We start from the raw sequence: 24,763 nt of genomic DNA, 5'->3' as shown, positions 1-24,763 counted from the left end.
CTGAAGGTGCGCTGGACGTGCGGCGGATCGCTGAAGCCGAGGTGCGGCTCCAAGGCATACGTTCCCCCGCAGGCCGCGAGCACCGCCTGGCACCTGTCCACTCGCGGCGAGCGAAGCGGACCGCAGGGCCAGAGCCTTCCACTCCCCCTGGCAGTGCTAGGCTAGTTAGCAAGTTCGAATGAAACGGTGTCATACCCAAGACGCATCAGCGTCGCGCAAGCCTGCCTGGGCAGGCGAGGCGCCCACCGCCGAGGATGCTGAAAATCAAGTCGCTTCCGCTTCGGGCACTGCAGTCTGTCAAACGCCCCCATCGTCTCGCCCTGGCGACGCTGGGCCCACGCGCCTTCGCCTTCTGGCATACCTTTGGGCTCACGGTATGGATCGCCCTGGTGGAGGGTAGCGGCTGGGCGCTGATTCTGCCGGGCCTGCTCCTGCTGCTGTGGCCAGGGGTGGCATACGCCCATGCCGCCCTGGCGATCGACTCGAAGCGCGCCGAGTTCAGGAACCTGCTTTTCGACAGCCTGCTGTACGGTATCTGGAGCAGCGTGCTGGACTACTACGTCTGGGCCACCCTGACCATCGGCCTGGCCTGCTTCATGAACAACATGGTCGTCGGCGGCCTGCGCCGACTGGGCCTCTCGGTTGCGTTGTTCACCGGCGGCAGCCTGGGGTGGGGGGCCTTGACGGGGTTCGAGTTTCGTCCCTACCTCGGCGTCGGGGTGGATATCTACCAGGGCGCCGGTGCGGTGATCTACTTCTTCGCGCTGGCCTACGTGATGCACGGCCAGAACCGGATGATCGGGCACAGCATCGCCGAGACCCAGTACAAGAACCGGGTCATTCATGCCCTGCTCGACCTCGGCGCTGTCGCCAATCGCGCCTCGAACATCAATACCCTGCTCGATGACTCCTTGAAGCATCTGCATGCCGACTTCCCCGAGTACGGGTTTGCCGTGTTCCTCCAGTTGCACCAGCGCCGCGAGGTAACGCGTTACGCCGCCGTCGCCGGCCTGCACCTCGGCCCTGAGGAGGAACGCCGCCTGGGCAGCCTGCTGGCCAGGCAACACGAGCCCTATGCCAGCACCATCAAGCTCAGCGAGAAGCCCGAGGGCGAGCAGCTGTATGCCACCTCCATGACGGGGCGCTTGAGCCGGTACGAAGGCTGGCTGATCGTGCGTGCCCCCAGGCTGGACGCCGCACTGGAAAGCATGCTGGCCCTGTTCGTCGACCAACTGGCGGCGGCCACCGAAAACAAGCTGCTGCACCTGGAGCTGAAGAAGACGGCCGAGCGCGACGGGCTGACCGGGCTTTACAATCGCGGCTTCTTCGAAGCGGCGCTTCAGTTGAGCATCGAGGGCAAGGCCCAGCCGCCGGGGCTGGATTTTGCTGTGCTGATGATGGATGTCGACGGGCTCAAGGAAGTGAACGATCGTTATGGGCACGTCGCGGGCGACCAGTTGATCACCACGGTCGCCGAGCGGCTGAGTGGGCAGTGCCGGGAAGAGGACATCCTCGCGCGCTACGGCGGCGATGAGTTCGTCATCCTGTTTCCTTCCGGGGACTTGTCGGCCCCCAACCGCATGGCCGAGCGGATCCGGACACGGCTGGAAGGCCAGCGCTGCGTGATCACCCCGGCACTCGGCAAGAATGTAGTGGTAGAGGTTCGCTTAAGCATGGGAAGCGCCAGTTCCACCGAAACGTCCGCCCAGGAGGTACTCAGCCTCGCGGACAAGCGCATGTATCACGACAAGACCCGGCGCCACCAGCAAGGGGCCCGCGGCTGAGCGTCCCCTACGGCTCGGGTAGCGAGCGCCGGTACTGGTTCGGCGTGGCGGCCACCAGCCGCTTGAAGGTGCGCTGGAAGTGCGGCTGGTCGCTGAAGCCGGCATTCAGCGCCGCCTCGGCGATGGGCGTGCCCTGCTTGAGCTCCCGCTGCCCGAGCTGGATGCGGCGATTGATCAGGTAGGCATGAGGCGTGAGGCCGAAGTGCTGCTTGAAGGCGCGGATGAGGTGGCCGGAGCTGTAGCCGGAGCGCCGGCACAGGGCGTCCAGCGAGACGTCTTCCGCGGCATGCGCGTCGAGGTAGGCGGCCAGTTCGCGCAGGAGGGCCGGGGGCATCGGCAGCGGCTGGGTCGGCTGGCCCGCCACGCTGTGCATCAGCGCCGAGAGGTACTCGACCACCTCGCTCTGCTTGTCCAGCAGGTCGCGCCGCGGATCCAGCAGGCAGGCGGCCATGCGGCAATAGCCGTCATACCAGGCGGGCTCGTCGATCACCGCGGTGGCGATGTCCTGCCAGCGCGGCGCCGCGAGCAGGCCCGCCGCGTAGCGCAGGCGCGTCAGCCAGTCGGCCGACACATACAGCATCAGGTAGGCCCAGGGCCGGTCGTCGATGGGATTGCAGGCGTGCACCCACTCCGGGTTCATCATCACCAGGCTGCCGGCACGGATCCGGTACTCGTCGTCACGATAGCGAAAGGTGCTCTCGCCCGCGGTGATGGCGCCCAGCGACCACTGGGTATGGCTGTGGGGCGCATAGCAGACCTTGCGGCCGTCCTCGACCTTGCGCAGCTCCACATGGGGCATGCGCGCATCGCGCCAGAACAGGGGCTTGCCGGGATCGGTCATGGCCGCGGTCCTCCGGAGTACGGGATCGGTCGATGGGAGGGGGCGCAGGCGCGCCGGGGCGAGGGCCGCGCGAGCGTCTCCCCCATGGTAGCGGAATGCCGCAGGCAGCGCTGCCGCCCCCCGTCCCCGCCGGTTTCCCGTTGCGGCACTCGAGGGTAGGGTGGGAACCACCGACCGAACCGGACGGGACACGCCATGACACGACCGCTCGATCGCCAGGCCCCCGCGCGGCAAGGCGAGCCCACCGATGACGACGCCGGCTCCTCGGCCCCCCGGCTGTGCCTTGTCTACGATGGCGCCTGCCCGATGTGCCGTCGCTATGTCCGCTTGCAACGCCTTCGCCGCGAGGTCGGCGAGCTCGAACTGATCGACGCGCGGCAGGATAGCGAGGTCCGCCGTGAACTCGCCGCGCGGGGCCTCGACCTGGACCAGGGATTCGCACTGCGGATCGGCGATCGCTGGTATCACGGCGGCGACGCCCTGCATAGGCTTACCCTGCTCAGCACCCGCAGCGGCATCTTCAACCGCCTGATGTATCGCCTGTTCGCCAATCCACGACGCACCGCCCGCCTCTACCCGCTGCTCAAGGCCTGCCGCAACGGCCTGCTGCGCCTGCTCGGCATACCGCCCATCGACAACCGTCGAGGCTGACCGGCCAGCGTGCGTCGCTCATGTCGTCGACGACCAGGCTGGCCATGCCCACCGGTTGCTCGCCTTGCAGGGTGGCGAACACAGAGGGCACTCCGGCCGGGCCGCAGTTGGCACGGAAGACCTCGATGGCGGCTTCGAGGCGGCGGCCAAGATGCAGGTGCCCCCACTCGTCATGGGCCCAGCCGGCCAGGGTGGCGACATGGGGAGAGTGAGCGTCGATGCGGCTGATACGGAGGCCGGTGTCCATGGCGCGGGTATCCCGTGTCGTAAGGTAGATGAAGCACCGAAGGGATAAGCGTGAGGGTATCGCCGTCGGTCATCGAGAAGGCAAGGTGCCATCTTCCTGATCCCCCGAGATCGGTGACTACTGCGCACCGTGCCTGCCTGAACCATACTGGACAGGCGCCTGATTCGTGAATATTGCGGGCTATTCGACTCATCCGATCGATCGTCGTGTCTCGACATGGGTGTCGCTCGCGACGATCGGTCGGGTCCGACAGGCACCTTTCGTGAATGGTGATCAAGGGACGCTATACAGTGTGGTTGCTGGTCATGGCGGTGTTGCTGTCGGCGGCACTGGCAGGCGGCTACCGGTGGATCATCCACATGCCGGGCAGCAGCTACCGGGGCACACCGCCGCCCCGGGATGCGCAGGGCGAGGCGCTGCGCGGACAGTTGCGGACACACGTGCGCGCGCTGGCGGAAGAGATCGGCGAGCGTCATGTCTGGCGCCCCGAGGCGCTGCGGGCGGCCGCCGACTACATCGAGCAGGCCTTTCGCGACGCCGGCCTCGAGCCGCGGCGCCTGCCGGTGCCCAGCGGCGGCCAGGTATTCCACAATCTCGAGGTGCGCTTGCCGGGCAGCGGGGCAACGGACGAGATCCTGGTGGTCGGTGCCCACTACGACACCGTGCGCGGGACGTCCGGGGCCGACGACAACGCCTCCGGCGTGGCCGTGCTGCTGGAGCTGGCGCGGCTCCTGCGGGGGGCCGAGTTCGCGCGGGAGATTCGCCTCGTCGCCTTCGTCAACGAGGAGGCGCCGCACTTCGGCAGCGACGCCATGGGCAGCCTGACCTACGCCCGCGAGGCCCGGGCGCGGGGCGATGCCATCCTCGGCATGCTCTCGCTGGAGATGCTCGGCCACTATAGCGATGAGCCCGGCAGCCAGGCGTATCCGCCGCTGCTTGGCCTCGTCTATCCCGACCGCGGCAACTTCGTGGCCTTCGTCGGCAACCTGCGTTCACGACGCCTGGTGCGTCGGGTGACGGGCGTCTTTCGTCGGCATGCCGAGATGCCCTCGGAAGGGCTGGCCGCCCCGGAATTGCTGCGCGATATCTTCCGCTCCGACCACTGGGCGTTCTGGGAGATGGGCTGGCCGGCGATGATGCTCACCGACACCGCCAATTTCCGCAATCCCCACTACCACGGCCCGGGCGACACCTGGGACAAGCTCGACTACGCCCGCATGGCGCGGCTGACCCCGGCGCTGGCCGAGACGCTGGCGCAGCTGGCGCGCTGAGCCGAGATAAGGTGACGTGGTGGATGCGCTAACGCTTATCCCCCCTACCTGTCATCCGGTTACACCGGCCACTTCCCGGTGAAATGCGATGAATCGAGAAAATGAGGGCCTGTCCCGGATGGCCGAACTCGCCTAGGGTGAAGGGAGACGCAGGCAACCGGGGGTAGTCGCCGACGGTGCACCGATGAGACGTCTGTTGCTGGTTGGCGCGACACTGATCCTGGTGGGCGTGGTCGCGGTGGCCCTGCGTCAACCGGCACCGTCGACCGCGCCGGCCATGGGCCAGGACAGCGCGGAGGCGGATCTCCGCTCCCGCCGCGGGGCGCTGGTGGATCAGGTCGTGTTCACCCGCGAGGACGAGGCGGGCCGGGTCACGGGGCTGATCGAGGCGGGCACCCATCAGGTCTTCACCCAGGGCATCTCCAACCCCGGCATCTTCCGCCGGCTGCGCGATTCGCTCGCCACCGGCTACGACCTCTCCTACGGCACCTCCAGCGAACTGACCCTGAACCCGGCCGGGCCGGAGCTGGCCGACGGCACCCTCAATCCCTTCCATGTGCCGGCCATTCGCGAGGCGCTCAACCGCCTGGTGGATCGCGAGTACATCGCCCAGGAACTCTATGGCGGCCTGGCCGAGCCGCGCTTGCTGCCGCTCTCCACCGCCTTTCCCGACTATGCGCGCCTGGCCGCCGTGGCCCGCGAACTGGAGCTGCGCTACGCCCATGACCCCGACGCCGCCCGCGAGGTCATCCACCGCGAGATGGCGGCGCTCGGGGCGCGTCTCCGCGGGGGCGTGTGGCACTACGAAAACGAGCCGGTGCGCCTGATCGTGCTGATCCGCACCGAGGACCAGCGCCGCCAGGTCGGCGACTACGCCGCCAACCTGCTGCAGGCGCTGGGCTTCGTCGTCGAGCGCCGCTATCGCACCGCCGAGGAGGCCTCGCGCATCTGGATCGCCACGGACCCCAGGGCCGGGCGCTGGCACCTCTATACCGGTGGCTGGATCAGCATCGTCATCCAGCGCGATCAGGCGGAGGTCTTCAGCTTCTACTACACCCCCCGCGGGCGTGCCGAGCCCCTATGGCAGGCTTACGAGCCGGCCCCGGCGTTCGACGAGCTCGCCGACCGCCTGCAGCGCCGTGACTACCGTAACTGGGAGGAGCGCCAGGCGATGATGGCGCGGGCGCTGGAACTGGCCATGCAGGATTCGGCGCGGATCTGGCTGGTCGACCAGCTCAACGCCTCGGCTCGGGCCGCCAACGTCGAGGTGGCCGTCGATCTCGCCGGGGGGCTCGCCGGCTCGGCGCTATGGCCCTACACCCTGCGCTATGCCGATCGGGTGGGCGGACGCATGGTGTTCGGCACGCCGGGGCTGCTGACCGAGCCGTGGAACCCGGTGGCGGGCAGCAACTGGATCTTCGACCAGATGATCATGCGCGCGACCCAGGACCCGGTGGCGCTGCCCGACCCCTTCACCGGGCTCTACCGTCCCCAGCGCATCGCGCATGCCGCGGTGACCGTGCAGGAAGACGTGACGATCGCGCGCACCCTCGACTGGTTGAGCGTCTCGACGGCGGAGGAAATCGTCGTGCCGGAAGCGGCCTGGATCGACTGGGACGGCGAGGCGGGGCGCTTCGTCAGCGTCGGCGAGGCGCACGACGCGCCCGTCACCGCCCGCACCCGGGTCCGGGTGCGCTACGACGAGGACCTGTTCGCGCAGCGCTGGCACGACGGCTCGCCGCTGTCGCTGGCCGACTTCGTGCTGCCGTGGATCCTGGCCTTCGCACGGGCCGACGAGGCGAGCCGGCTCTTCGACCCGGCCTACCTGCCCACCTTCGAGGTCTTCCAGCGCCACTTCCGCGGCTGGCGCATCGTCTCCCGCGACCCGCTGGTCATCGAGGTCTACAGCGACCAAGGCTTTCCCGATGCCGAGACCCTGGTGGCCAACCGTGCGCCCGCGCCGCAGCCGTGGCACACCCTCGCCCTGGGGATCTTCGCCGAGCGCCAGGGGGAGCTGGCGTTCTCCTCCAACAAGGCGGACCGACGGCGGGTGGACTGGATGAGCCTGGTGGCCGGGCCCAGCGTGCCGATCCTGGCGCGCCATCTCGAGCGGGCCCGCGAACGCACGGCGTCGCCCTTCCCCGGCGTGCTCGACGAGCTGCTCGACGAGGACGAGATCGCCGCCCGCTATCGGGCGCTCGCCGACTGGCATGCGAAGCGCGGTCATTTCTGGGTCGGCAACGGCCCCTTCCTGCTCGATTCGGTGCACCCCGTGGCGGGCAGCCTGGTGCTCGAGCGCTTCCGCGACTTCCCCGACCCCGCCGACAAGTGGCTGGGCTTCGCCCGTCCCGCCATTCCGGAACTCGACCTCGACGGCCCCCTGGTCACCGAGCTCGGCACGGCGGACGAGGGCGGTGCGGCGACGTTCCGCCTGGCGGTGACCCTCGAGGGCGAGCCCTACCCGCCGGCGGCGATCGACCGGGTGCAGTTCCTGCTCTTCGACGGCCGCGGGACGCTGGTCGAGCGCGGCGAGGCCGAGCCGCGCGCCTCCGGACATTGGCGGATCGCCCCGTCGCCGGCGACGCTCGCCGCCCTGGGCGTCGGCGCCAACCGCCTGGAGGTCGCCGTGACCAGCCACCGCGTGGCCCTGCCGGCCTTCGCCTCGCACGTCTTCGCCACGGTGCCGCCCGGCGGCACGGAGGCCTCGCCATGAGAGCCCGGCCGGCAGCGGCCGTCACCGAGCCCTCCGCCCGCCGCGGCGGGTGGCGCGACCTGCGCCGCCTGTTGCTCTACACGGTCAAGCGGCTGCTGGCGCTGTTCGTCACCGTGCTGGTCGGGGTCTACCTGACCATCGTCATCGCCAACATGGGGGGCCAGGTGGACGAGCTGCGCCGCGTGCAGATCCGCAGCGAGGCCGCTGAGGCCGTGCGGGCCGACCCCGCCTTCCAGGACATGCCCGCCGAGGAGCGCAACGCCCTGATCGAACGGCAGGTGGCGCTCGAGGTGGAGCGGCTGCGCCTCGACGAGCCCTTCCTGGTGCGCAGCGTCGACTACCTGCAGCAGGCGCTGCGCCTCGACCTGGGGCGTGCCGAGCAGATGCACAGCGACCGGGGGTCGCGCGACGTCTACGACATCATCGTCGAGCGCCTGCCGGCGACCCTGCTGCTGTTCGGCACCGCCAACCTGCTGGTCTTCTTCGTCTCGGTGTTCGTGGCGCTGTTCCTGTCGCGGCGCTACGGCAGCGCGCTGGACCGCAGCGTGGTCGCCCTGGCCCCGACCTCGGCGGCGCCAGGCTGGTTCTACGGCATCTTCCTGATCCTGGTCTTCGCCTTCGTGGCGCCCCTGCTGCCCGCCGGCGGCATGGTGGCCGTACCGCCGCCGGAAGAAGGCTGGGCCTACGCCGCCAGCGTGGTACGGCACATGTTGCTGCCGGTGGCGGCCATGTTCCTGTCGCAGATCTTCATCTCCATCTATTCCTGGCGCACCTTCTTCTTGATCCACGCCAGCGAGGACTACGTGGAGATGGCCCGCGCCAAGGGCTTGCCGTCAGAGCTCATCGAGCGGCGCTACATCCTGCGCCCGACCCTGTCGCCGATCGTCACCAGCTTCCTGCTGATGCTGATCGGGCTGTGGAGCGGCGCCATCATCCTCGAGCAGGTGTTCAACTGGCCGGGCCTCGGCTCGCTGCTCTTCCGGGCCATCGGCTACCGCGACACCCCGGTGATCATCGGCGGCGTGGTGATCTTCGCCTACCTGCTGGCCGCGACGGTGTTCGTGCTCGACATCCTCTACGCGCTGCTCGACCCGCGCGTGCGCCTGGAAGGAGGACAGCGATGAGCGGCGCACGCTGGCGGGAGGGGTGGCGGGAACTGCGCCGCTACCCCTCCGCGCTGCTGGGACTGACGATCATCGCCGCGCTGGTAGCGCTGGCGCTCTACACGCCGATCGCCATCCCCTACGGCGAGGCGCTGGCCAAGTGGCGCGGCAGCGAGGCGTGGCAGGGCAATCCCGTCAATGCGGCCCCCGTGTGGCTCGACCGCCTCACCGGCGGCGAGGCGCCGCGCACCCTGGTCGTCGAAAGCGAATCGGCGCCGGTCGAGGAGCACGCCTTCGAGGGCGGGCGCCGCCTGCGGATCCCGCTCGCCTTCGACTTCGATGCCGGCGGCTTTCCCAGCGAACTGAACCTCTTCCTGCGTGCCCCGGGCCATGCGCAGCCGCCCTTCGCGCGGCTGAGGTGGCAGACGCCCGACGGGCGCGAGCTGGCGTTGGGCGGGTATCGCATCGGCGCGCGGGAGCGCATCTCGCTGTCCCAGGACCGGGCGCTGGAGCGTCGGCTGGGCGGGCTGGTACCGCACATCGGGCTGCTGGCCGAGCCGGGCACGGCAAATGCGCCCGACGCCGAGCCGCGGGTGCTGCCCGGGCGTTATACGCTGCTGTTGGACGTGCTGGTCTTCGACGAGGAAGCGGCCTTCGACGCCGAGCTGGTGCTCTACGGCCGGGTGCACGGCATCGCCGGCACCGACCACCAGCGCCGCGACCTCAGCCTGGCGCTGATGTGGGGCATCCCGGTGGCGCTCGCCTTCGGCCTGCTGGCGGCCGTGGGCACCACCGTCACCACCCTGGTGATCGCCGCCGTGGGGGTGTGGTACCGCGGCTGGGTCGACGCCACCATCCAGCGGCTCACCGAGGTCAACATGATCCTGCCGATCCTGCCCATCCTGGTGATGGTCGGCACCCTCTACTCGACCAGCATCTGGCTGATGCTCGGCGTGGTGGTGGTGCTGGGCATCTTCAGCGCCGGCATCAAGATGTACCGGGCGATGCTACTGCCGATCCGCGAGGCGCCCTACATCGAGGCGGCCCAGGCCTACGGGGCGAGCAATGCGCGCATCGTGCTGCGCTACCTGATCCCGCGCATCCTGCCGGTGTTGATCCCCACCTTCGTCACCCTGATCCCCACCTTCGTGTTCCTGGAGGCCTCGCTGGCGGTGCTGGGCCTGGGCGACCCGCTGCTGCCCACCTGGGGCAAGGTGCTCAACGATGCCCAGTCGCAGAGCGCGCTCTACAACGGCTACTACTACTGGGTGGTGTCGCCGGCGGTGCTGCTGATGCTGACCGGGCTGGGCTTCGCCATGCTCGGCTTCGCGCTGGACCGTGTCTTCAACCCGCGGCTGAGGAGCCTGTGATGCGCGACCGGACGCTGCTGCGCGTGGAGGCGCTGGAGCTACACTACCAGACGCGGCGGGGCGCGGTGCATGCCGTCGACGGCGTGAGCTTCGACCTGTGCCAGGGCGAGGCGCTGGTGGTGCTCGGCGAATCCGGCTGCGGCAAGAGCTCGCTGGCCAAGGCGCTGATGCGCCTGCTGCCGCGCAACGTCCACCACACGGCGGGGCGGGTCACCCTGGACGGCGTCGACATCACGACGCTGCCCGACGAGCGCTTCCGCCGCGAGGTGCAGTGGTCGCGCATGGCGCTGGTCATGCAGGCCTCGATGAACGCCCTCAATCCCGTGGTGCGGGTCGGCGAGCAGGTCGCCGAGCCGTTGCGGGTGCTGCGCGGCTGGCCGCGGGGGAAGGCCCTGGCCAGGGCCGCGGAGGTGTTCGAACTGGTGGGGGTGCCCACGGACTTCCTGGCCCGCTATCCCTTCGAGCTCTCCGGCGGCATGCGCCAGCGCGCCGTGCTGGCCATGGCGCTGGTCGCCGAGCCGGCGCTGGTGATCCTCGACGAGCCCACCTCGGCGCTCGACGTGCTCACCCAGGCGAGCATCATGAACGCCCTGAAGCGGGTCAAGCGCGAGCTGGGCACCAGCTTCATCCTGATCACCCACGACGTGGCCACCTCCAGCGAGCTGGGGGACCGCGTGGCGCTGATGTATGCCGGCCAGTTCGTCGAGGTGGCCGATGCCGCGCGCTTCTTCACCGCACCGGCGCACCCCTATTCGCAGATGCTGATGGCCAGCGTGCCGCGCCTGCGCCAGCGGGCCCGCCCGGAGGCGATCCCCGGCGAGCCGCCGAGCCTGGTCGCCCCGCCCGGCGGCTGTCGCTACGCCGAACGCTGCCCGTATCGCTTCGCGCGCTGTGCCCAGGACCCGCCCGCCTTCCGGCTCGGCGAACGCCACCGGGCGCGCTGCTGGCTGCACGCCGACGACGCCCCGGCCGGAGGTGGCGCATGAGCTCGTCCCCCGCCCATGGCGCCGATGACAAGGCGCCGCTGATCGCCGCCCGCGACCTGCACACCTGGTTCGAGCTGCGCCAGTGGGGTTTCCTGCGGGTGGGCGCGGTGCGGGTAGTGGACGGCGTCGAGTTTGCCCTGGCGGCTGGCGAGGCGGTGGCCTTCGTCGGCGAGAGCGGCTGCGGCAAGAGCTCGCTGGCGCGCACCCTGCTCGGGCTGCACCGCCCCACCCGCGGCGAGGTGCGCTTCGCCGGCCGCTCGCTCGGCGACCTCCAGGGGCGCGCGCTCAAGGCCTACCGGGCCGAGGTGGGCTACGTGCAGCAGGATCCCTACGGGGCCCTGCCGCCCTTCCTGGACGTGCGGCGCATCCTCGCCGAGCCGCTGATCGTGCACGGCGTGCGCGACCGGGCCGAGCGTGAGCGGCGCATCCGCGCGGCCCTGGAGGAGGTGCGCCTGTCGCCGGCCGTGGCCTTCCTCGGCCAGTTCCCGCACATGCTTAGCGGCGGCCAGCAGCAGCGGGTGGTGATCGCCCGGGCGCTGATCCTCGCCCCGCGGCTGCTGATCGCCGACGAGCCGGTCTCGATGCTCGACGCCTCGGTGCGGGTGGAGATCCTCGAGCTGTTGCGGCACATCCAGCGCGAGCGCGGGCTGACCCTGGCCTTCATCACCCACGACCTCTCCACGGTGCGCCACTACGCCGAGCGGATCTTCGTGATGTACGCCGGGCGCGTGGTGGAGTGCGCGCCGGTGAACGACCTGCTCGATCACCCCCAGCATCCCTACACCCAGGCGCTGCTCGCCGCCATCGCCGACCCCGACGCCACCAACGCCACCCGGCAGCGCGAGGTGCCCGCCGGCGAGCCCCCGAGCCTGCTGCATCCGCCGGCGGCCTGCCGCTTTCACCCGCGCTGCCCGCACTTCATGGCCGGGCTGTGCGACGTCGAGGATCCCCCCGACTTCGAGCCGCGCCGCGACCACCGCTCGGCCTGCTGGCTGCATCGCTGAGCGTTGGAACCGGGATCGTCGCGGCGAGGCCGCCCCGTGGTCTGTGGCGACGACACGATAACATCGACAAGGGGCCAGCCGTTGTCGGAGATCTCGTAACGTCCTGCCATAGGCCACCTATGCGGATAACTTACTGGTGAGAATGACGATTTCGAGTTCTCAGACAAAACCGACACCACCTGACTATACTGGGGACTGGCCGGCAGCCTCGCTGATTGCGGCCGGCTATCAGGCAAGGATTGACAGCAAACCCACCAGTGACCGTTTTCGGAAGAATGGTACGAAAGACCAGGGCGTGAAGTGCCTGGGTCTGCCATAACACGCGATTGCGTGATTGAACGGTGACGTTGATTCGAGGTGTTGTCATGAAAAGGTTAAGAAAGGCTTCGCTGGTCGCGCTGATAAGCGTTTCGCTTCTGCCCGCCTCCTATGCCATGGCCCAATCTTCCATGGGAGGACACGGCACGATAGGCCCACAAGCAGGCGACCAGGAGTTTACTCTCTCCGGTACTGGCAGCAGCGACAAGGACTTCGATAACAGCAGCTTTGGTGCTTCCGTCGACTACGGCTGGTACCTGTCCGGTCGCACATTGGCAGGTGTTCGTCAGAGCGTCAACTTCGCTGACGTGGAGGGTGAGGGAATATCTGACGACTTTTGGAACGGCAGCACGCGTGGTTTTGCCGATTACCACTTCGGCCAGCGTGCGGCTCGGCCCTTCGTAGGCGCTTCGCTCGGCGCGATCTATGGTGACGGCGTCAAGGACACCGGCATCGCCGGCCTGGAAACCGGCCTCAAGTACTATCTGTTGCCCACTACCTTCATTCAGGCAAGGGCCGAGTACCAGTTTCTGTTCGAGGACAGTGACAGTGCTGAAGATAACTTCGATGATGGTGTCTGGGCCTATACCTTCGGCATGGGCGTTAACTTCTGAGAGGCCAGGCTGACTCCGTGAAGAACAAGCAGCCCCGTCGTCGGGGCTGCTTGTTTTTTTATTTGCTTTCAAAAGCCGATGCCTCGCCCATTAATGCCCCCTGGTTTCTGCACACCCCACGCGGCTAACGCTGAAGCTCAGCCGAAGCAAAACCGTCGGTGAAGCTCTTGGTTAGGATTCCCCTAATGCTACATAACTTGCCTGAGATCAGAGGGCTCCTTCCGTCGTTTTCCTGTCCCACCGGACGAGCTTATCCTCTGGCCAGCTCGTCGCGAATTCTTTGACCTTAGGCACATCATCGAGAGACGCCACAAGCATGTCCCAGCGCTCTTTCGTTAAGTCCCAGGCAGTAGAGGGCAAAAAGAAAACCTTTCGACCAAACGACGGCAATACAAATTCTGACACCCAGTAGGAAGGCACGATAAATACTCGCGGCTGTCGTTCTGTTTCGTCCCGTAGGTCAACCAATGCGTACCAAAAGTCTGGGTTGTGCTTACCAATTACTCCGGCTCCAACATCCCACTCGCACCCTTCCCTGCCGTACCGCTTGCGGCGATAAGCATTCCGCGAAGTCTTTACCTGTATGGAGATACTTCGTGGCCCATCGGCCTTAGCCGCAACAACATCAACTACCGGTGCGTTGCCCAAAGTGGGACTCGCATGAATATTTCGACGTGCAAGCGCGTAGGACACGTAGTACTGGCCAGTTGCGCCCACAAACTGACTTCTTCCCTTTGCCAAACTACCTCCTATGCTATTTCGCAGCTTCGTTTTGATTCCTAACGCCAGTGGTAATGCGCGCCAACGGAGCGCAGCGTAGTTGGCGTCGCGTTGACCACCTTGTTAAAACTCATAGCTCGTGGACCATAAGATGCTCGGGTTTGAAGATGTTGGATTGCCCGGTCTCATACTCTTTAAGTCTCCAGCGATAACCACCCTTCCGCATGTAGTCAATTGCCTCGGCAACTTCGGTGATTCCGGGAACTTTGTTCTCTGCTTTCTGAATCTTATCGCTTCCGTTTTTCCGATACAGTTCTTCAGAAAAAATGGGGAAGCTACCGTCTCGCTCCCGGTAAGGAACAAAGACTTTATCAATCACTTGGCCCTTCATGCCGAGAGCATAGATTATGTAGTTGATCGCCATACGCATCCTTGTGTTTTAACGCCGTTGTTAAAAATTCTCTCAATACCCGGTCGCATGTCGCTGTCGAATAGCTTCTTCCGGTTCCCCGATGATTTCGCTTAGGATCTGAAAATCCGGATCTGGTGACTTTTCAAGCAACTCGAGTATGAACGGATTTTCGTTGTTGGAATGCATCAGAATCGATCCATACCGCTTCAAACGCTTGGTTTGGATTTTAGTCTTCGCATATTTAGGAAATTCCATCAAAAAATTATCGAGTTCTTGAATAATGTCGTCGGTTAAACGAATCACACGCTCATTTAAGTCGGTAAATGTGGCCAAGAAAGCTTGGCCAACGGCCTGAAGAATCCCGTCTTTTGACAACATCATTCTCGCGTTATCTCCGTGCACTTCAAAGACGCGCGATTTAAATTGTTCATTGAGGGTGTTCCGTTGCTCCCATAGCTCTAGCAGATAATTGTAATTGGAAACCATGGTCCTAATCCTGGGGATCTGGCTCCACTTAGGGATCTCATCTTCCGTATCGATCCCCACAGGAACAATAAACGAAAGCCCCTGGAAATCTTCTGTCAAAGGTTTGGCTTTGAACAGAATACTTGGAATAGAGGTTATGCGCTGGAGGGGGTTTTCGTTAAGCTCGCCATGATAATTTCCCTTCACTGCAAATAGAGTACTTCGCGCTTCCTCGGCATTTAATGTCCACTTGTTCGTCGCATCCATTTTTTCTTTTTCGATCTGAACACCTTCCTGGTGCCTCAATGTCAAATAGGCTATTGCTGCACCAAGAATCGACGTAAAAAAAGCGCTTGCGATGGGAAAAGCATAGTCTTTGAAATAATTGGGCTCAGATTTCAGGCTGGCGATTGCCTCTACTTGTCGGGTCCCGCATGCTTGATAACACGTTTCTGGAATAGCGCCGGCCGCTTCGTCTGCCAGTCTTTCATCGCTGAGATGGGCGGCTGATGACCCAGTGCCTTTTGCGGGATGTGGTGATTATAAAGCCAACAATAGCGTTTCAGCGTCTGTTCCAGATCTTCACCGGACTCATACCTTCGGGTCGCCAGCACGTCGCTGATGCGGCCGTTGAAGCGCTCGACCATCCCATTGGTTTGTGGTCGCCCAGGCTTGATAAGTCGATGTTGGATGCCATGTGCTTGGCATTCCCGATCAAAGGGGTGACGACCACTCGGTTGCCGTTCTCCCGCGCGCGTGAAGCGATCGGTGAATGATTTCCCATTGTCGGTCAGGACCTTCTCGACCTTGAACGGCGCTTTCTCAACCAAGCGCTTCATGAAGGATCGCGCATCCTCGGCAGACTGGCTGTGTCGCACCTCCAGGTACACCCAGCGGGTCGCACGGTCGATGGCCACGTAGAGGTAGCGTTTCTGCTGCTCGTCAGGCATCTGCGGCAGGTGCTTGATATCGACATGCACGAAGCCAGGGTCATAGGCCCGGAATCGCTGATGTGTTGGTTGCTCGCGATCACCCGCGTCCTGTCGGGCCAGCTCCGCCAAGGTCGGAACTTCGCGTCGCTTCAACATGCGGTGCAGACCTGACCGGGACAGCCGGGGGTTCAGGAACTCACGAGCGACCACCAGCAAGTCATCCAAGCCCAGACGCAGGAACTCCCTCGCGGCGATCAATACGGCTTCCTGCTCGGAGGTCAGCGTCGCCAGCAGGTTGTGCCGGGTATGCGAGCGATCTTGCACATCATCCCGATACCGCCAGCGGCGAATGGTCGCGTCGGCGACGCCGTACTGGCGTGCCAGCTCGCTGTCGCTGATGCTGGAAGGCGCTGCCTGGATCTCGGCGCGAATCTTCGGTGTGGTGGTCGCCTGTTTATGTAGCTTGATGTCCATATCCCTGCTCCCGGATGAACTGCTGAAGAAGCTCCTTGGCGGCCAGCAAAGGATAACTCCTATAGCTCATCTGATCATCCGGGACCCTACATCTACTAAAAGCTCAGTCTCTTGATCCATGTGTGCCCTTGTGTTTTAACAGTGATTAAGTGGAACGCTCTGATATTGGATGAACGCGCCGGCGCGTTCAACAATGTTATCTAGCGTGCCATTCCTTACGTAACCCATTGATATAAAAAGGTCCTAAGAATAGATCGGCTATCTATGCAGGATTCGCGCGCTTGCGCGTTTTGCCGGCGCCAATAATACTGTACGCATATCCATGCATCGAGAGGACAACCGTATGGATACGCAGAGTAAGTCGCCGAAGCTGATGGATCGAGTGAAGGCTACCATGCGGGTGAAGCGCTATAGCCCACGTACCGAGAAGACCTACTGCTACTGGATACGCTACTTCATTCGCTTCCACGGCGTACGGCATCCCGGCAGCATGGGAGGCCCCGAGGTGCGCGCCTTCCTGGAACACCTTGCGGTGGAACGCCATGTGGCGTCGGCTACACAAAACCAGGCCCTGAATGCCCTCGTCTTTCTCTACCGCCATGTCCTCGAACAGCCCTTGGGAGACATCGGTGAATTCTCACGCGCCAGGCGCCCTTGCCGGTTGCCGGTGGTGCTGTCCCACGAAGAAGCAATGCGAGTGCTGAGCCAACTGTCAGGCCCTATGCGCTTGATGGGAGCCTTGATGTACGGTTCAGGGCTCCGGCTTCTCGAAACCTGCCGTCTGCGCGTACGAGATATCGACTTCGATCGCCAGATTGTCACGGTGAGAGCCGGCAAAGGCGATAAGGACCGCACTACCTTGCTCCCGGCCACTTGTATCCCTTGCTTACAGCAGCAGATTTCCTCGGCCCAGCGCCAACTTGACTACCGGCTCGCTCAGGGCCGCGTGCCGGTGACTCTACCCCATGCGCTTGATCGCAAGTACCCGAATGCGGGGGTCTCCCTGGCCTGGCAATGGCTCTTTCCAGCCAGCCGCCCCTGCTTCGATGACACTGGCAAGGTTGTTCTTCATCATATCCACCCATCCGCGGTACAGAAGGCCGTCAAGCATGCAATGAGAACGGCATCGCTGACGCGGCCCGGTTCCTGCCATACCCTGCGACACAGCTTCGCCACCCAGTTGCTGAGCCGAGGCACGGATATCCGCACGGTTCAGGAGCTGTTGGGGCACAAGAGCGTGGAAACCACGCAGATCTACACCCATGTGCTGGGAAATGGGTTCGCCGGTGTGAAAAGCCCTCTGGGTTAGCCACGGTATCGTCATGCGCGGGCACGCTACCGCCTGACCCACCTGCTTGAGGCGACGGCGCTCCGGCCATCTCCTGCGGTAGTCCCTGCGTAATCCCTTCGTGGCCATCTGTCGCGGCCTTATCAGGCCAGACTAATCAAGGACCGGCGCCAGCGCAAAAGTCGCCTGCAAAATGTGCCAAAAGGGGCGTGCGAGGCACGGAAGCGTGTCATTCATCTTCAACTTTCGGCGAATCCCTGCTGGCTCGGCCAGCCTAGGAAACGGGTGGGCGAGTGGTGATCGGGTATCCGGTATCCATTGGCCCCCGGGCAGCACGGAGCGCCTTTCGCGCAACAAGTTGCGCTCCCACGAAAACCGATTCGGTGACAGCGTCCCTCGCGTCGAGGTCAGGGCGAGGACGCGAGGTCGCGGTGCATGATGGTTACCGCCTCGCCGCGGTAGTGGCGATCCTCCAGGTCCTTCCAGCCCAGGCGCCGGTATAGGGCCTGCTGATCCGGCGTGTAGAGGTAGAAACGGCCATGGCCGTGGGCCAGGGCCTCTTCCTCCACGCGGCGCACCAGCCGCGAGGCGATGCCCCTCCCCCGCCACTCGGGGCGCACGTAGACCGAGGCCAGCCAGGGCGTCAGATCCCGGCGGTCGCTCATGTCGTCGGCCACCAGGCTGGCCATGCCCACCGGGCGCTCGTCGGCCATGGCGGCAAACACCGAGGGCACCCCGGCCGGGCCGCAGTCGGCGCGAAACGACGCGATGGCCGCCTCCAGGTCACGGCCGGGATGCAGGTGCCCCCACTCTTCATGGGCCCAGCCGGCCAGGGTGGCGACATGGGGCGAGGCGTCGTCGATGCGGAGGAGGCGAAAACAGCCGGTGTCCATGATGCGGGGTCCCGTGTCAAAGGTGGAGGGTCGATGCTGCACATCCTGGCCCAATATCGGGGCAGGCGCATCCCGTGAAATGGCCTTCCCCGGTTTTCAGCCGCCACCGGCGCGCCGGCGATGGCCGGCGGTGCGGCGCAGCCAGAGCTTCTCCAGTTCCAGCACCGCGAACAGGCCGACGCCGACCAGGACGATCTCGACGCCGTGGCGACATCCACCGGCCGGGTGTCGAAGAAGCGCTCCATGAAGGGCGTATAGGTAAACAAGAGTTGCAGCAACCACGGCGACGGCGACGGCGACGGCGATGACGCGGGCATACACGTCCCCGACGCGCCGGGCCAGCGCCGCTTCCTCGATCTGCAGGCCACAGGCGCATGTCGGCCGGCACCCGGTGCCGGCCTGCAGCAGCACGCAGTCACCGGGCACCAGCTCCTCCACCGGCACGGTGTACTGAAGCCCTTCGCGAACTACCATGGCCCGGGCAGAGAGCATGTCACGAATCGCGCGTAAGGCGTCCTCGCCCTTATCCATCCAGTGGCCCGAGCAGGGCCGTGATCAGGGCGGCCCTGCTCGGGCCAGGGTGACCGGTGAGACGAAACCCGGCGGCTTCAGCGCCAGCACCGAACACTGCAATTGATGGAGCACCGCCTCGGCCATGTTGCCGATGATGAAGCCGGGGATCCCGGTTCGCGCCACCGTCCCCATCACCACCAGATCCGCCTTCAGCTTCTCAACTAACTGGGGAATCTGTTTTCGCGCCGACCCCATGGGCAGGTGGACCCGGGGAGACAGGTAGTCATAGGCTTCCGAACCGATGCGCTCGCGAAGTCGAAACGTCAGTCTGTCCATACCGACCTGGTGACGGGACTCTTCCATCTCGACGATGTGTCGCTCCGTCGTGTCGGGATCGTTGGCCCAGATGCCCACGAAACCGGCTTCCGGCGCGTCCCAGGCATGCACGAGATGAAGCTCGGCGAAGTCCGACAGTGCCAGAGAGAAGGCGATATCCAGGATGCTGTCGTTCAGCGCCTGTTCGTCGGGCACGGTACGATGGACATCGACATCGACGGCCGCGACGATGCATCGGTAGTTGGGCTTGTTCTCCGGCTTCATCAGCCAGACTGGACAGGGACACTTGCGCATCAGGTGCATGTCATCGCTGCCGAATAGCAACCGGCTCCATTCCGGGTTTTCCGCCGTCTTGATCAAGAGATCATGGTCATCCCGCAGCACGGCCCGGGTGACCTCGATGAAGGTGACCCCGGTCAGCACCTCGATATGGCAGGCGACCCGGTCGGCATGGGGGACGATCAGCGGCTGGCGCAGCAACTGCGCCAGTGCGCCCCCTAGCACGGCCAGACCGAGAACCATCCCGATCTGGGCAAACACGCTGTCGAGCATCACGGTCGCCTTCGCAGTAAATCAAGCAACATGCTGATTGTGAAAGCTTTTCATGGAGCACCTTGGCCAGCACCCGCGAATACACTCTAGCTTCTCGGCAACGATTTAACCCGCAGCGAACGAGATAGCGGCGGAATGGCGCATCCAGGCCAACCCTTGCCGACGGCTCGTGGCGAGGGGCCCCTGCCGATCCGTCCCCTTGATTTGACCAGAAGCTCGCCACGAGCCAGATGACGGCGATCGTATCGATGACTTACTCCTCGACGAAGGGAATGCCTTCCACCTCGAGGAAGTCCGCGGCGAGCTCTCGAAGCGCCCGATCCCGATAGTCGTACCAGTCCTGCGCGATGCCTTGGATCTGAATCGCATCCTTGAAGCGGCGAAACGCCCCCCGGCCGCGGATGGCAGTGAGCAACTCGTGTTGGAGCTCCATATCCTCCTGCTGCCGGCAGAAGTCTTCCATGACCCGATATTCATGGAAGTCGAATTGCCCTGGCAGCTGAACGTAAGCCTCGGAGTCGAGCACTTCCCTCACCTTGGGCAGAAACTCCTCTAGCCACTCGGGCGCATCCTCCGCGCCTTCCTCGGCGAACTGCGCCTCTTCCTCGGTGAAGCTCACCAGCTCCCCGGTATGCCGATGGATAAAGGCCTGCCACTCTTCGCTGAGTGGCTGCATCGCCTCGACGACCTCTTTCAACGACACCGGAAGCGGCATGGCTACCTCCCTATCATGTTTTCGAGAAAGCTAATGACGTCACAGAGCCGATGCAAGCCCGCGCAGCCGCTGAGCGACCGGCAAGCCCCACCGATCAGACGAGTCCACGCCGGCATCGTGACCACGCCTCCTCCAGGCTCGAGGCGCCGGTCCTGCGGAGGATCTCGCGTTCGTAGCCTGGCATCAGAGGGGTCGTGATGCCTTGCTGCTTGAGGGACATCAGATAGCTGATGCCGTCCCTGCCGATGCGCCCGGCCCCGGCTCGGGCGCTCTGGATGGCCAGGTCCGCCAGGGTCGCGGCGCCAGGGTCCGTGAGATTCGCGCCGAACCTCGCATAGAGCACCACCTCGATGCCCTGGAAGCGGCTCAGCCTCTCCACCACCATCTGGTCTGGGTGTGGCCGAGCGGGAGGAGAGTAGCGCTTTCCCGACGCCTCGTTCCGGGTCTCTCGCCGCCACAGCATGTCTTTGGCCGTCGCCAGACTCACCCCCACTTCCAGGACGAGAAGCGCCCCATCGACGGGACAGCCACCGCTCTCGACGGGAACCACGGTGGGGGCGCCATCCCGTGTGGGGCTCGAACGGGCAAACTCGATGGAAAATGGTGTTCTGACCCTTGGTCGCCGCTCGCTAATGAGTGGCGCCAGTTCTTTTCCTGGATCTTCTATCAACGATCCGTAGGCGAGAATCCCGACGCGGCTCATCGAACGGCCCTCTTCCGCTATTGCCTCAAGGATAGCGCCTGTGCCGAGGCGCCTCGCTCGGCTTCGGTGGCAGCGTCGAGGATGACGTCTCCGGTCACCTGCCCGCCCCTCGCCCTCGCCCTCGCCCGAGAAATGTGGCTAGACTCGAGGCTTCGGTCATCAGGGAAGATCGCCATGTCCGCCGCCCTCGAACAGCGTGCCTTGAAAGTCTCCATCGCCATGACCCTGGTCGTGGCGGGCCTCGGCGTGGTCTTCGGCCTGCTCGCCGGCTCCCGCTCGATCCTCTTCGATGGGGTCTTCTCCAGCCTGGATGCGGCGATGTCGGGGCTCGCGTTGGGGGTCTCGCGGCTGGCGGGGCGCGAGGCCAGCCGGCGCTTCCAGCACGGCTACTGGCACCTGGAGCCGCTGGTGGCGGCGCTCAACGGGTCCATTTTGCTGTTGCTGTGCTTCTATGCCTTCCTCAACGCGGTGCAGGGCCTGATCGACGGCGGCCAGGACCTGGCCTTCGACGTGGCCATCGGCTATGCCGTGGTGGTCACCCTGGTGTGCACGGCGATGACGCTCCATCAGCGGCGGCTCAACCGCGAGGCGGACTCGGAGTTCGTGCGCATCGACATGCACGGCTGGCTGATGGCGTCGCTGATCACCGGCGCCCTGCTCGTCGCCTTCGCCATCGCCCTGGGCCTGCAGCGCACAAGCTATGCCCACCTCACCCCCTACGTGGATTCGCTGCTGCTGGCGGTGCTCACCCTGGGGTTCCTGCCGGTGCCCGTCGGCATCGTGCGCCGCGCCATGCGGGAGGTGTTCCTGATCGCGCCGAGCGCCGTCGACCGCGAGGTGCAGGCCGCCATGGCCCCAGTGATGCGCCGCGAGGGGCTGCTCGACTATAACAGCCACGTTGCCAAGGCCGGCCGCGGCCACTTTATCGAGATCCATATCGTCACCCGGGGGGATTTCGCCGCCGGGCGCGGCATGGCCGAACTCGACGAGATCCGCGAGGCGATCGCCGCGGGGCTGAGCATCCCGCCGGAACGGCGCTGGTTCACCGTGTCGTTCACCGCCGATCCGCGCTGGGCCTGAGCCGACCGGAACCATGCCTGGAACATCGGCGCCGCCAAGCCTGTCGCAAGAAGTGACGGCCAAGCGACAAGGAGGACGTCGATATGCCGAAGTTCCACAATGATTCGACCCTGCCCACCCCCAACTTTCCCGGCAGCCACGTGGTGCTCGACGAGGACTACGTGTACCTCTCGGGCCTCACCGCGGCGGATATCCAGGGCGGCGAGGCTGTGCTCGGCGATGTCGCCGAGGAGACCCGCTGGGTGATGCGCCGCCTGGTGCATATCCTCGAACAGGTGGATTGCCGGGCCCAGGATGCGGTGCGTGTCGACGTGCACCTCACCGACATTGATCTGGTGGAGGAGATGGACGCGGCCTACGCGGAATTCTTCACGGCGCCGGACTTCCCGGCCCGCACCTGCACCGAGGCGCCGCGGCTGCTCGGCGGTGCCAACGTGGAGATCACCCTGGTGGCGCGTCGCCCGCCCAGCCCCGAGGCCGAGGACGGCGACTGAGCCCCCCGGGCCGACACCCGGGCCTACTGCAGGCGCAGCCGCAGGCTGCGAAAGCGCCGACGATACTGGCTCGGCGTCAGGCCCACCCGGCGGCCGAACAGCCGCCGGAAGAAGCTCGGGTCGGTATAGCCCACCTCCTCGGCCACCGCGTCGATGAGAGCATCATTGCTCTCCAGGCACTGCTTGGCCTCCTCGAGGCGCAGGGTATGCACATAGTCCATCGGCGTCATGCCGGTGGCCGCCTTGAAGCGCCGCTTGAAGGAACGCTCGGTCAGGCCGCTGACCGCCACCATGCCCGCCACCGGCGAGGACGTGTCGTAGTGCTCGGCCACCCACACCTGGCAGCGGGCGATGCAGGCATCCTCCACCTGGCGCGAGCTGGTCAGGGTGGCATAGGGCTGCTGGCCCTCCCGGTGCCAGTCGATCAGGTTGAGCCGCGCCAGGTGCATGGCCTCGTCCACGCCCACCAGCCGCGCCACCAGGAACAGCGCCAGGTCCTGCCAGGTGGTGCCGCCGCCGGCCATGATCAGCCGCTGCCCCTCGCCGCTGACCACCAGGGAGCGATGGGCATGTACCCGCACCCGGGGGAAGCGCTTTGCCAGCACCTCGCAGTAGGCCCAGTGGGTGGTGGCGTCCTGGTCGTCGAGCAGCCCCGCCTCGGCGAACAGCAGGGCCCCGGTGCAGGCCGCCGCCATCAGCGCCCCGCCTGCCTGGCAGTCGCGCAACCAGGCCATCTCGGGCACATAGCTCGCCAGGCTGGCGCCGGGGGCGATCATCAGGTCCGGCACGCACACCGCCAGCGGCATGGGGCAGTCGGCCAGGGCGACATCCGGGGCAATCCAGGCGCCATTGGCGGTGCGAAAGCCCTGGCCGTCCCGGGAGACGATCAGCGGGTCGAGCAGCGGCTCGCCCGGCCGGCCATGCATCAACAACTCCCAGTCGCGGCCCGCCGAGCCGAAGATGTCGTACATGCCGAAGAGGGTCGAGGCGGTCACGTCGGGACCGGCCAGCAGCGCGATGGTCGCCTTGTTTCGTGTCTCGGGCTCACCCATGGCAGAAACCCCTCGTTTGCGGCGCGATGCGCCTGAGTGTCGGCGGGGCCCCGGTCGTATCGTGACCCTGGCCCCAACGCCGACACGACAACGACAGGAGGAGCCCGCTCATGTGCGATATCGACATCCCAACACGCCCGACGACCCACGCCGATGACTTCGAGTCACGGATGGTCCAGGCCCTCAACCACGGCGGCCTGCTGCTGCTGACCTCGATCGGCTACCGCACCGGGCTGCTGGAGGCCCTGGCCGGCCAGCCGCCGCTCACCAGCCAGGCCCTGGCCGAGCGCACCGGCCTCCAGGAGCGCTACGTGCGCGAGTGGCTCGGCGGCATGGTGGCGGCCGAGGTGGTCGAGACCAACCCGGCCGAGGCCAGCTACTGGCTGCCGGACGAGCGCGCCGCGCTGCTCACCGACCGGGGCGAGGCGAACCTGGCCGTCTATGCCCAGTTTATGCCCTTGCTGGGCAGCGTGGAGGACGAGGTGCTGCGCTGCTTCCACGAGGGCGGCGGCGTGCCCTACTCCCGCTATCCGCGCTTCCAGGAGGTGATGGCCAGCGACAGCGGCCAGACGGTGCTGCCGGCGCTGTTCGACCACATCCTGCCGCTCGCCCCGGGGCTCACCGAGCGCCTGGCGGCCGGCATCCGGGTGCTGGACTGCGCCTGCGGCCGCGGCCGAGCCCTGCTGGCCATGGCCGAGCGCTTCCCGGCCAGCCGCTTCATGGGCTACGACCTCTCCGAGGAGGCCATCGGCTGGGCGCGCGACCAGGCCGAGCGAGCCGGGCTGAGCAACCTGACCTTCGAGGTGCGCGACCTCAGCGACTTCGACGCCACCGCCGAGCCCGGCGCCTTCGAGCTGGTCACCACCTTCGACGGCATCCACGACCAGGGCCAGCCGCGCCGGCTGCTCAAGGGGATTCACCGCAGCCTGACCGCCGACGGCGTCTACCTGGTGCAGGACATCCACGCCTCGAGCCACCATCACCTGGACCGCGAGCACCCGCTGGGCGCGATGCTCTATGCCGTGTCGCTCAGCCACTGCATGACGGTCTCGCTGGCCCAGGGCGGCGAGGGGCTGGGCACCATGTGGGGTCGCGAGCGTGCCCTGGCCTACCTGGAAGACACCGGGTTCCGCGATATCCATGTCCACCAGTTGGAGCACGATATCCAGAACGACTACTTCGTCTGCCGGCCCTGATCCGCTGCAGCAACGCCCGAACTTCCGGCCCGGAGA

General features: G+C 65.8%; 23 protein-coding genes. 13 read left to right on the top strand and 10 right to left on the bottom strand.

Annotated features, from left to right (window positions below; translation table 11 throughout):
* The first annotated feature begins 254 nt into the window (after positions 1-254).
* A complete protein-coding gene (locus tag FHR97_RS18235) occupies positions 255-1,784 on the top strand; it encodes a sensor domain-containing diguanylate cyclase (protein ID WP_183385224.1) in 1,530 nt (509 codons plus the stop codon).
* A gap of 7 nt (positions 1,785-1,791) precedes the next feature.
* On the opposite strand, the gene FHR97_RS18230 is transcribed toward FHR97_RS18235, so the two are convergent.
* A complete protein-coding gene (locus tag FHR97_RS18230; RefSeq protein WP_183385223.1) occupies positions 1,792-2,625 on the bottom strand; it encodes an AraC family transcriptional regulator in 834 nt (277 codons plus the stop codon).
* A 195-nt stretch (positions 2,626-2,820) separates the two neighbouring features.
* Between FHR97_RS18230 and FHR97_RS18225 the strand changes: the two genes are divergently transcribed.
* The 8 genes from FHR97_RS18225 to FHR97_RS18190 all read left to right on the top strand — a co-directional run bounded on the left by FHR97_RS18225 (position 2,821) and on the right by FHR97_RS18190 (position 12,902).
* Positions 2,821-3,276 (top strand): DCC1-like thiol-disulfide oxidoreductase family protein, encoded by a 456-nt coding sequence (locus tag FHR97_RS18225; RefSeq protein WP_183385222.1) that lies wholly within the window; start codon positions 2,821-2,823, stop codon positions 3,274-3,276.
* 513 nt (positions 3,277-3,789) lie between these two features.
* Entirely contained in the window at positions 3,790-4,794 is a 1,005-nt protein-coding gene (locus tag FHR97_RS18220) for a M28 family peptidase (protein ID WP_183385221.1), read from the top strand.
* A gap of 184 nt (positions 4,795-4,978) precedes the next feature.
* Positions 4,979-7,507: an ABC transporter substrate-binding protein gene (locus tag FHR97_RS18215; RefSeq protein ID WP_183385220.1), complete on the top strand. Its 2,529-nt coding sequence runs from the start codon at positions 4,979-4,981 to the stop codon at positions 7,505-7,507.
* Entirely contained in the window at positions 7,504-8,631 is a 1,128-nt protein-coding gene (locus tag FHR97_RS18210) for an ABC transporter permease (RefSeq protein ID WP_183385219.1), read from the top strand. Before FHR97_RS18215 ends, FHR97_RS18210 begins: the two co-directional genes overlap by 4 nt.
* A complete protein-coding gene (locus FHR97_RS18205; RefSeq protein WP_183385218.1) occupies positions 8,628-9,980 on the top strand; it encodes an ABC transporter permease in 1,353 nt (450 codons plus the stop codon). Before FHR97_RS18210 ends, FHR97_RS18205 begins: the two co-directional genes overlap by 4 nt.
* Positions 9,980-10,966, top strand: a complete 987-nt coding sequence (locus FHR97_RS18200) for an ABC transporter ATP-binding protein (protein ID WP_183385217.1) — start codon at positions 9,980-9,982, stop codon at positions 10,964-10,966. The genes FHR97_RS18205 and FHR97_RS18200 overlap by 1 nt, the downstream gene beginning before the upstream one ends.
* Positions 10,963-11,970, top strand: a complete 1,008-nt coding sequence (locus FHR97_RS18195; RefSeq protein WP_183385216.1) for an ABC transporter ATP-binding protein — start codon at positions 10,963-10,965, stop codon at positions 11,968-11,970. Before FHR97_RS18200 ends, FHR97_RS18195 begins: the two co-directional genes overlap by 4 nt.
* Positions 11,971-12,335: 365 nt before the next feature.
* Positions 12,336-12,902, top strand: a complete 567-nt coding sequence (locus tag FHR97_RS18190; protein WP_221187859.1) for a hypothetical protein — start codon at positions 12,336-12,338, stop codon at positions 12,900-12,902.
* A gap of 850 nt (positions 12,903-13,752) precedes the next feature.
* Here the strand turns inward: FHR97_RS18190 and FHR97_RS18185 are convergent.
* The 3 genes from FHR97_RS18185 to FHR97_RS18175 form a co-directional block, all read right to left on the bottom strand.
* On the bottom strand, positions 13,753-14,046 hold the full coding sequence (locus FHR97_RS18185; protein WP_183385215.1) for a hypothetical protein: 294 nt from the start codon (positions 14,044-14,046) through the stop codon (positions 13,753-13,755).
* Between the two features lie 39 nt (positions 14,047-14,085).
* Positions 14,086-14,766, bottom strand: coding sequence for a hypothetical protein (locus FHR97_RS18180; RefSeq protein WP_221187858.1), 681 nt, complete (start codon positions 14,764-14,766; stop codon positions 14,086-14,088).
* A 149-nt stretch (positions 14,767-14,915) separates the two neighbouring features.
* Positions 14,916-15,905 carry an IS481 family transposase gene (locus FHR97_RS18175; RefSeq protein ID WP_183385214.1) on the bottom strand — a complete coding sequence of 330 codons (990 nt, stop codon included), beginning with the start codon at positions 15,903-15,905 and terminating at the stop codon, positions 14,916-14,918.
* Between the two features lie 343 nt (positions 15,906-16,248).
* Here FHR97_RS18175 and FHR97_RS18170 point away from each other — a divergent pair, with 343 nt between their 5' ends.
* Positions 16,249-17,214 carry an integron integrase gene (locus FHR97_RS18170; protein WP_183385213.1) on the top strand — a complete coding sequence of 322 codons (966 nt, stop codon included), beginning with the start codon at positions 16,249-16,251 and terminating at the stop codon, positions 17,212-17,214.
* A gap of 386 nt (positions 17,215-17,600) precedes the next feature.
* Here FHR97_RS18170 and FHR97_RS18165 read toward each other — a convergent pair whose 3' ends face one another.
* From FHR97_RS18165 to FHR97_RS18145, 5 genes are all read right to left on the bottom strand, one after another.
* Positions 17,601-18,086 (bottom strand): GNAT family N-acetyltransferase, encoded by a 486-nt coding sequence (locus tag FHR97_RS18165; RefSeq protein ID WP_183385212.1) that lies wholly within the window; start codon positions 18,084-18,086, stop codon positions 17,601-17,603.
* A gap of 96 nt (positions 18,087-18,182) precedes the next feature.
* Positions 18,183-18,617 (bottom strand): hypothetical protein, encoded by a 435-nt coding sequence (locus FHR97_RS18160; protein ID WP_183385211.1) that lies wholly within the window; start codon positions 18,615-18,617, stop codon positions 18,183-18,185.
* A 24-nt stretch (positions 18,618-18,641) separates the two neighbouring features.
* On the bottom strand, positions 18,642-19,487 hold the full coding sequence (locus tag FHR97_RS18155; protein WP_183385210.1) for a universal stress protein: 846 nt from the start codon (positions 19,485-19,487) through the stop codon (positions 18,642-18,644).
* A gap of 253 nt (positions 19,488-19,740) precedes the next feature.
* Positions 19,741-20,202, bottom strand: coding sequence for a UPF0158 family protein (locus FHR97_RS18150; protein ID WP_183385209.1), 462 nt, complete (start codon positions 20,200-20,202; stop codon positions 19,741-19,743).
* A 94-nt stretch (positions 20,203-20,296) separates the two neighbouring features.
* Positions 20,297-20,905, bottom strand: coding sequence for a hypothetical protein (locus tag FHR97_RS18145; RefSeq protein ID WP_183385208.1), 609 nt, complete (start codon positions 20,903-20,905; stop codon positions 20,297-20,299).
* Positions 20,906-21,079: 174 nt separating this feature from the next.
* Here FHR97_RS18145 and FHR97_RS18140 point away from each other — a divergent pair, with 174 nt between their 5' ends.
* Positions 21,080-21,985 (top strand): cation diffusion facilitator family transporter, encoded by a 906-nt coding sequence (locus FHR97_RS18140; RefSeq protein ID WP_183385207.1) that lies wholly within the window; start codon positions 21,080-21,082, stop codon positions 21,983-21,985.
* A gap of 83 nt (positions 21,986-22,068) precedes the next feature.
* Positions 22,069-22,479, top strand: coding sequence for a RidA family protein (locus FHR97_RS18135; protein WP_183385206.1), 411 nt, complete (start codon positions 22,069-22,071; stop codon positions 22,477-22,479).
* A gap of 23 nt (positions 22,480-22,502) precedes the next feature.
* Here the strand turns inward: FHR97_RS18135 and FHR97_RS18130 are convergent, their stop codons facing one another.
* Positions 22,503-23,531, bottom strand: coding sequence for a GlxA family transcriptional regulator (locus FHR97_RS18130; RefSeq protein ID WP_183385205.1), 1,029 nt, complete (start codon positions 23,529-23,531; stop codon positions 22,503-22,505).
* Between the two features lie 110 nt (positions 23,532-23,641).
* On the opposite strand from FHR97_RS18130, the gene FHR97_RS18125 reads away from it, so the two are divergent.
* The gene (locus FHR97_RS18125) at positions 23,642-24,727 is read left to right on the top strand and encodes a methyltransferase domain-containing protein (protein WP_183385204.1); all 1,086 of its coding nucleotides are present in this window, start codon (positions 23,642-23,644) and stop codon (positions 24,725-24,727) included.
* Positions 24,728-24,763 lie beyond the last annotated feature (36 nt).

The sequence above is a fragment of the Halomonas stenophila genome (assembly GCF_014192275.1).
Lineage (GTDB): Bacteria > Pseudomonadota > Gammaproteobacteria > Pseudomonadales > Halomonadaceae > Halomonas > Halomonas stenophila.
This window is presented reverse-complemented; position numbering and strand designations above follow the sequence as displayed.

Bases quoted from the DNA above. Each gene is read 5' to 3' on its own strand.
- FHR97_RS18135 (WP_183385206.1), top strand. From the start codon at position 22,069: ATGCCGAAGTTCCACAATGATTCGACCCTGCCCACCCCCAACTTTCCC.
- FHR97_RS18215 (WP_183385220.1), top strand. From the start codon at position 4,979: ATGAGACGTCTGTTGCTGGTTGGCGCGACACTGATCCTGGTGGGCGTG.
- FHR97_RS18140 (WP_183385207.1), top strand. From the start codon at position 21,080: ATGTCCGCCGCCCTCGAACAGCGTGCCTTGAAAGTCTCCATCGCCATG.
- FHR97_RS18155 (WP_183385210.1), bottom strand. From the start codon at position 19,487: ATGCTCGACAGCGTGTTTGCCCAGATCGGGATGGTTCTCGGTCTGGCC.
- FHR97_RS18160 (WP_183385211.1), bottom strand. From the start codon at position 18,617: ATGGATAAGGGCGAGGACGCCTTACGCGCGATTCGTGACATGCTCTCT.
- FHR97_RS18225 (WP_183385222.1), top strand. From the start codon at position 2,821: ATGACACGACCGCTCGATCGCCAGGCCCCCGCGCGGCAAGGCGAGCCC.
- FHR97_RS18185 (WP_183385215.1), bottom strand. From the start codon at position 14,046: ATGGCGATCAACTACATAATCTATGCTCTCGGCATGAAGGGCCAAGTG.
- FHR97_RS18195 (WP_183385216.1), top strand. From the start codon at position 10,963: ATGAGCTCGTCCCCCGCCCATGGCGCCGATGACAAGGCGCCGCTGATC.
- FHR97_RS18190 (WP_221187859.1), top strand. From the start codon at position 12,336: ATGAAAAGGTTAAGAAAGGCTTCGCTGGTCGCGCTGATAAGCGTTTCG.
- FHR97_RS18175 (WP_183385214.1), bottom strand. From the start codon at position 15,905: ATGGACATCAAGCTACATAAACAGGCGACCACCACACCGAAGATTCGC.
- FHR97_RS18200 (WP_183385217.1), top strand. From the start codon at position 9,980: ATGCGCGACCGGACGCTGCTGCGCGTGGAGGCGCTGGAGCTACACTAC.
- FHR97_RS18130 (WP_183385205.1), bottom strand. From the start codon at position 23,531: ATGGGTGAGCCCGAGACACGAAACAAGGCGACCATCGCGCTGCTGGCC.
- FHR97_RS18220 (WP_183385221.1), top strand. From the start codon at position 3,790: ATGGTGATCAAGGGACGCTATACAGTGTGGTTGCTGGTCATGGCGGTG.
- FHR97_RS18170 (WP_183385213.1), top strand. From the start codon at position 16,249: ATGGATACGCAGAGTAAGTCGCCGAAGCTGATGGATCGAGTGAAGGCT.
- FHR97_RS18235 (WP_183385224.1), top strand. From the start codon at position 255: ATGCTGAAAATCAAGTCGCTTCCGCTTCGGGCACTGCAGTCTGTCAAA.
- FHR97_RS18125 (WP_183385204.1), top strand. From the start codon at position 23,642: ATGTGCGATATCGACATCCCAACACGCCCGACGACCCACGCCGATGAC.
- FHR97_RS18210 (WP_183385219.1), top strand. From the start codon at position 7,504: ATGAGAGCCCGGCCGGCAGCGGCCGTCACCGAGCCCTCCGCCCGCCGC.
- FHR97_RS18180 (WP_221187858.1), bottom strand. From the start codon at position 14,766: ATGGATGCGACGAACAAGTGGACATTAAATGCCGAGGAAGCGCGAAGT.
- FHR97_RS18145 (WP_183385208.1), bottom strand. From the start codon at position 20,905: ATGAGCCGCGTCGGGATTCTCGCCTACGGATCGTTGATAGAAGATCCA.
- FHR97_RS18205 (WP_183385218.1), top strand. From the start codon at position 8,628: ATGAGCGGCGCACGCTGGCGGGAGGGGTGGCGGGAACTGCGCCGCTAC.
- FHR97_RS18230 (WP_183385223.1), bottom strand. From the start codon at position 2,625: ATGACCGATCCCGGCAAGCCCCTGTTCTGGCGCGATGCGCGCATGCCC.
- FHR97_RS18150 (WP_183385209.1), bottom strand. From the start codon at position 20,202: ATGCCGCTTCCGGTGTCGTTGAAAGAGGTCGTCGAGGCGATGCAGCCA.
- FHR97_RS18165 (WP_183385212.1), bottom strand. From the start codon at position 18,086: ATGGACACCGGCTGTTTTCGCCTCCTCCGCATCGACGACGCCTCGCCC.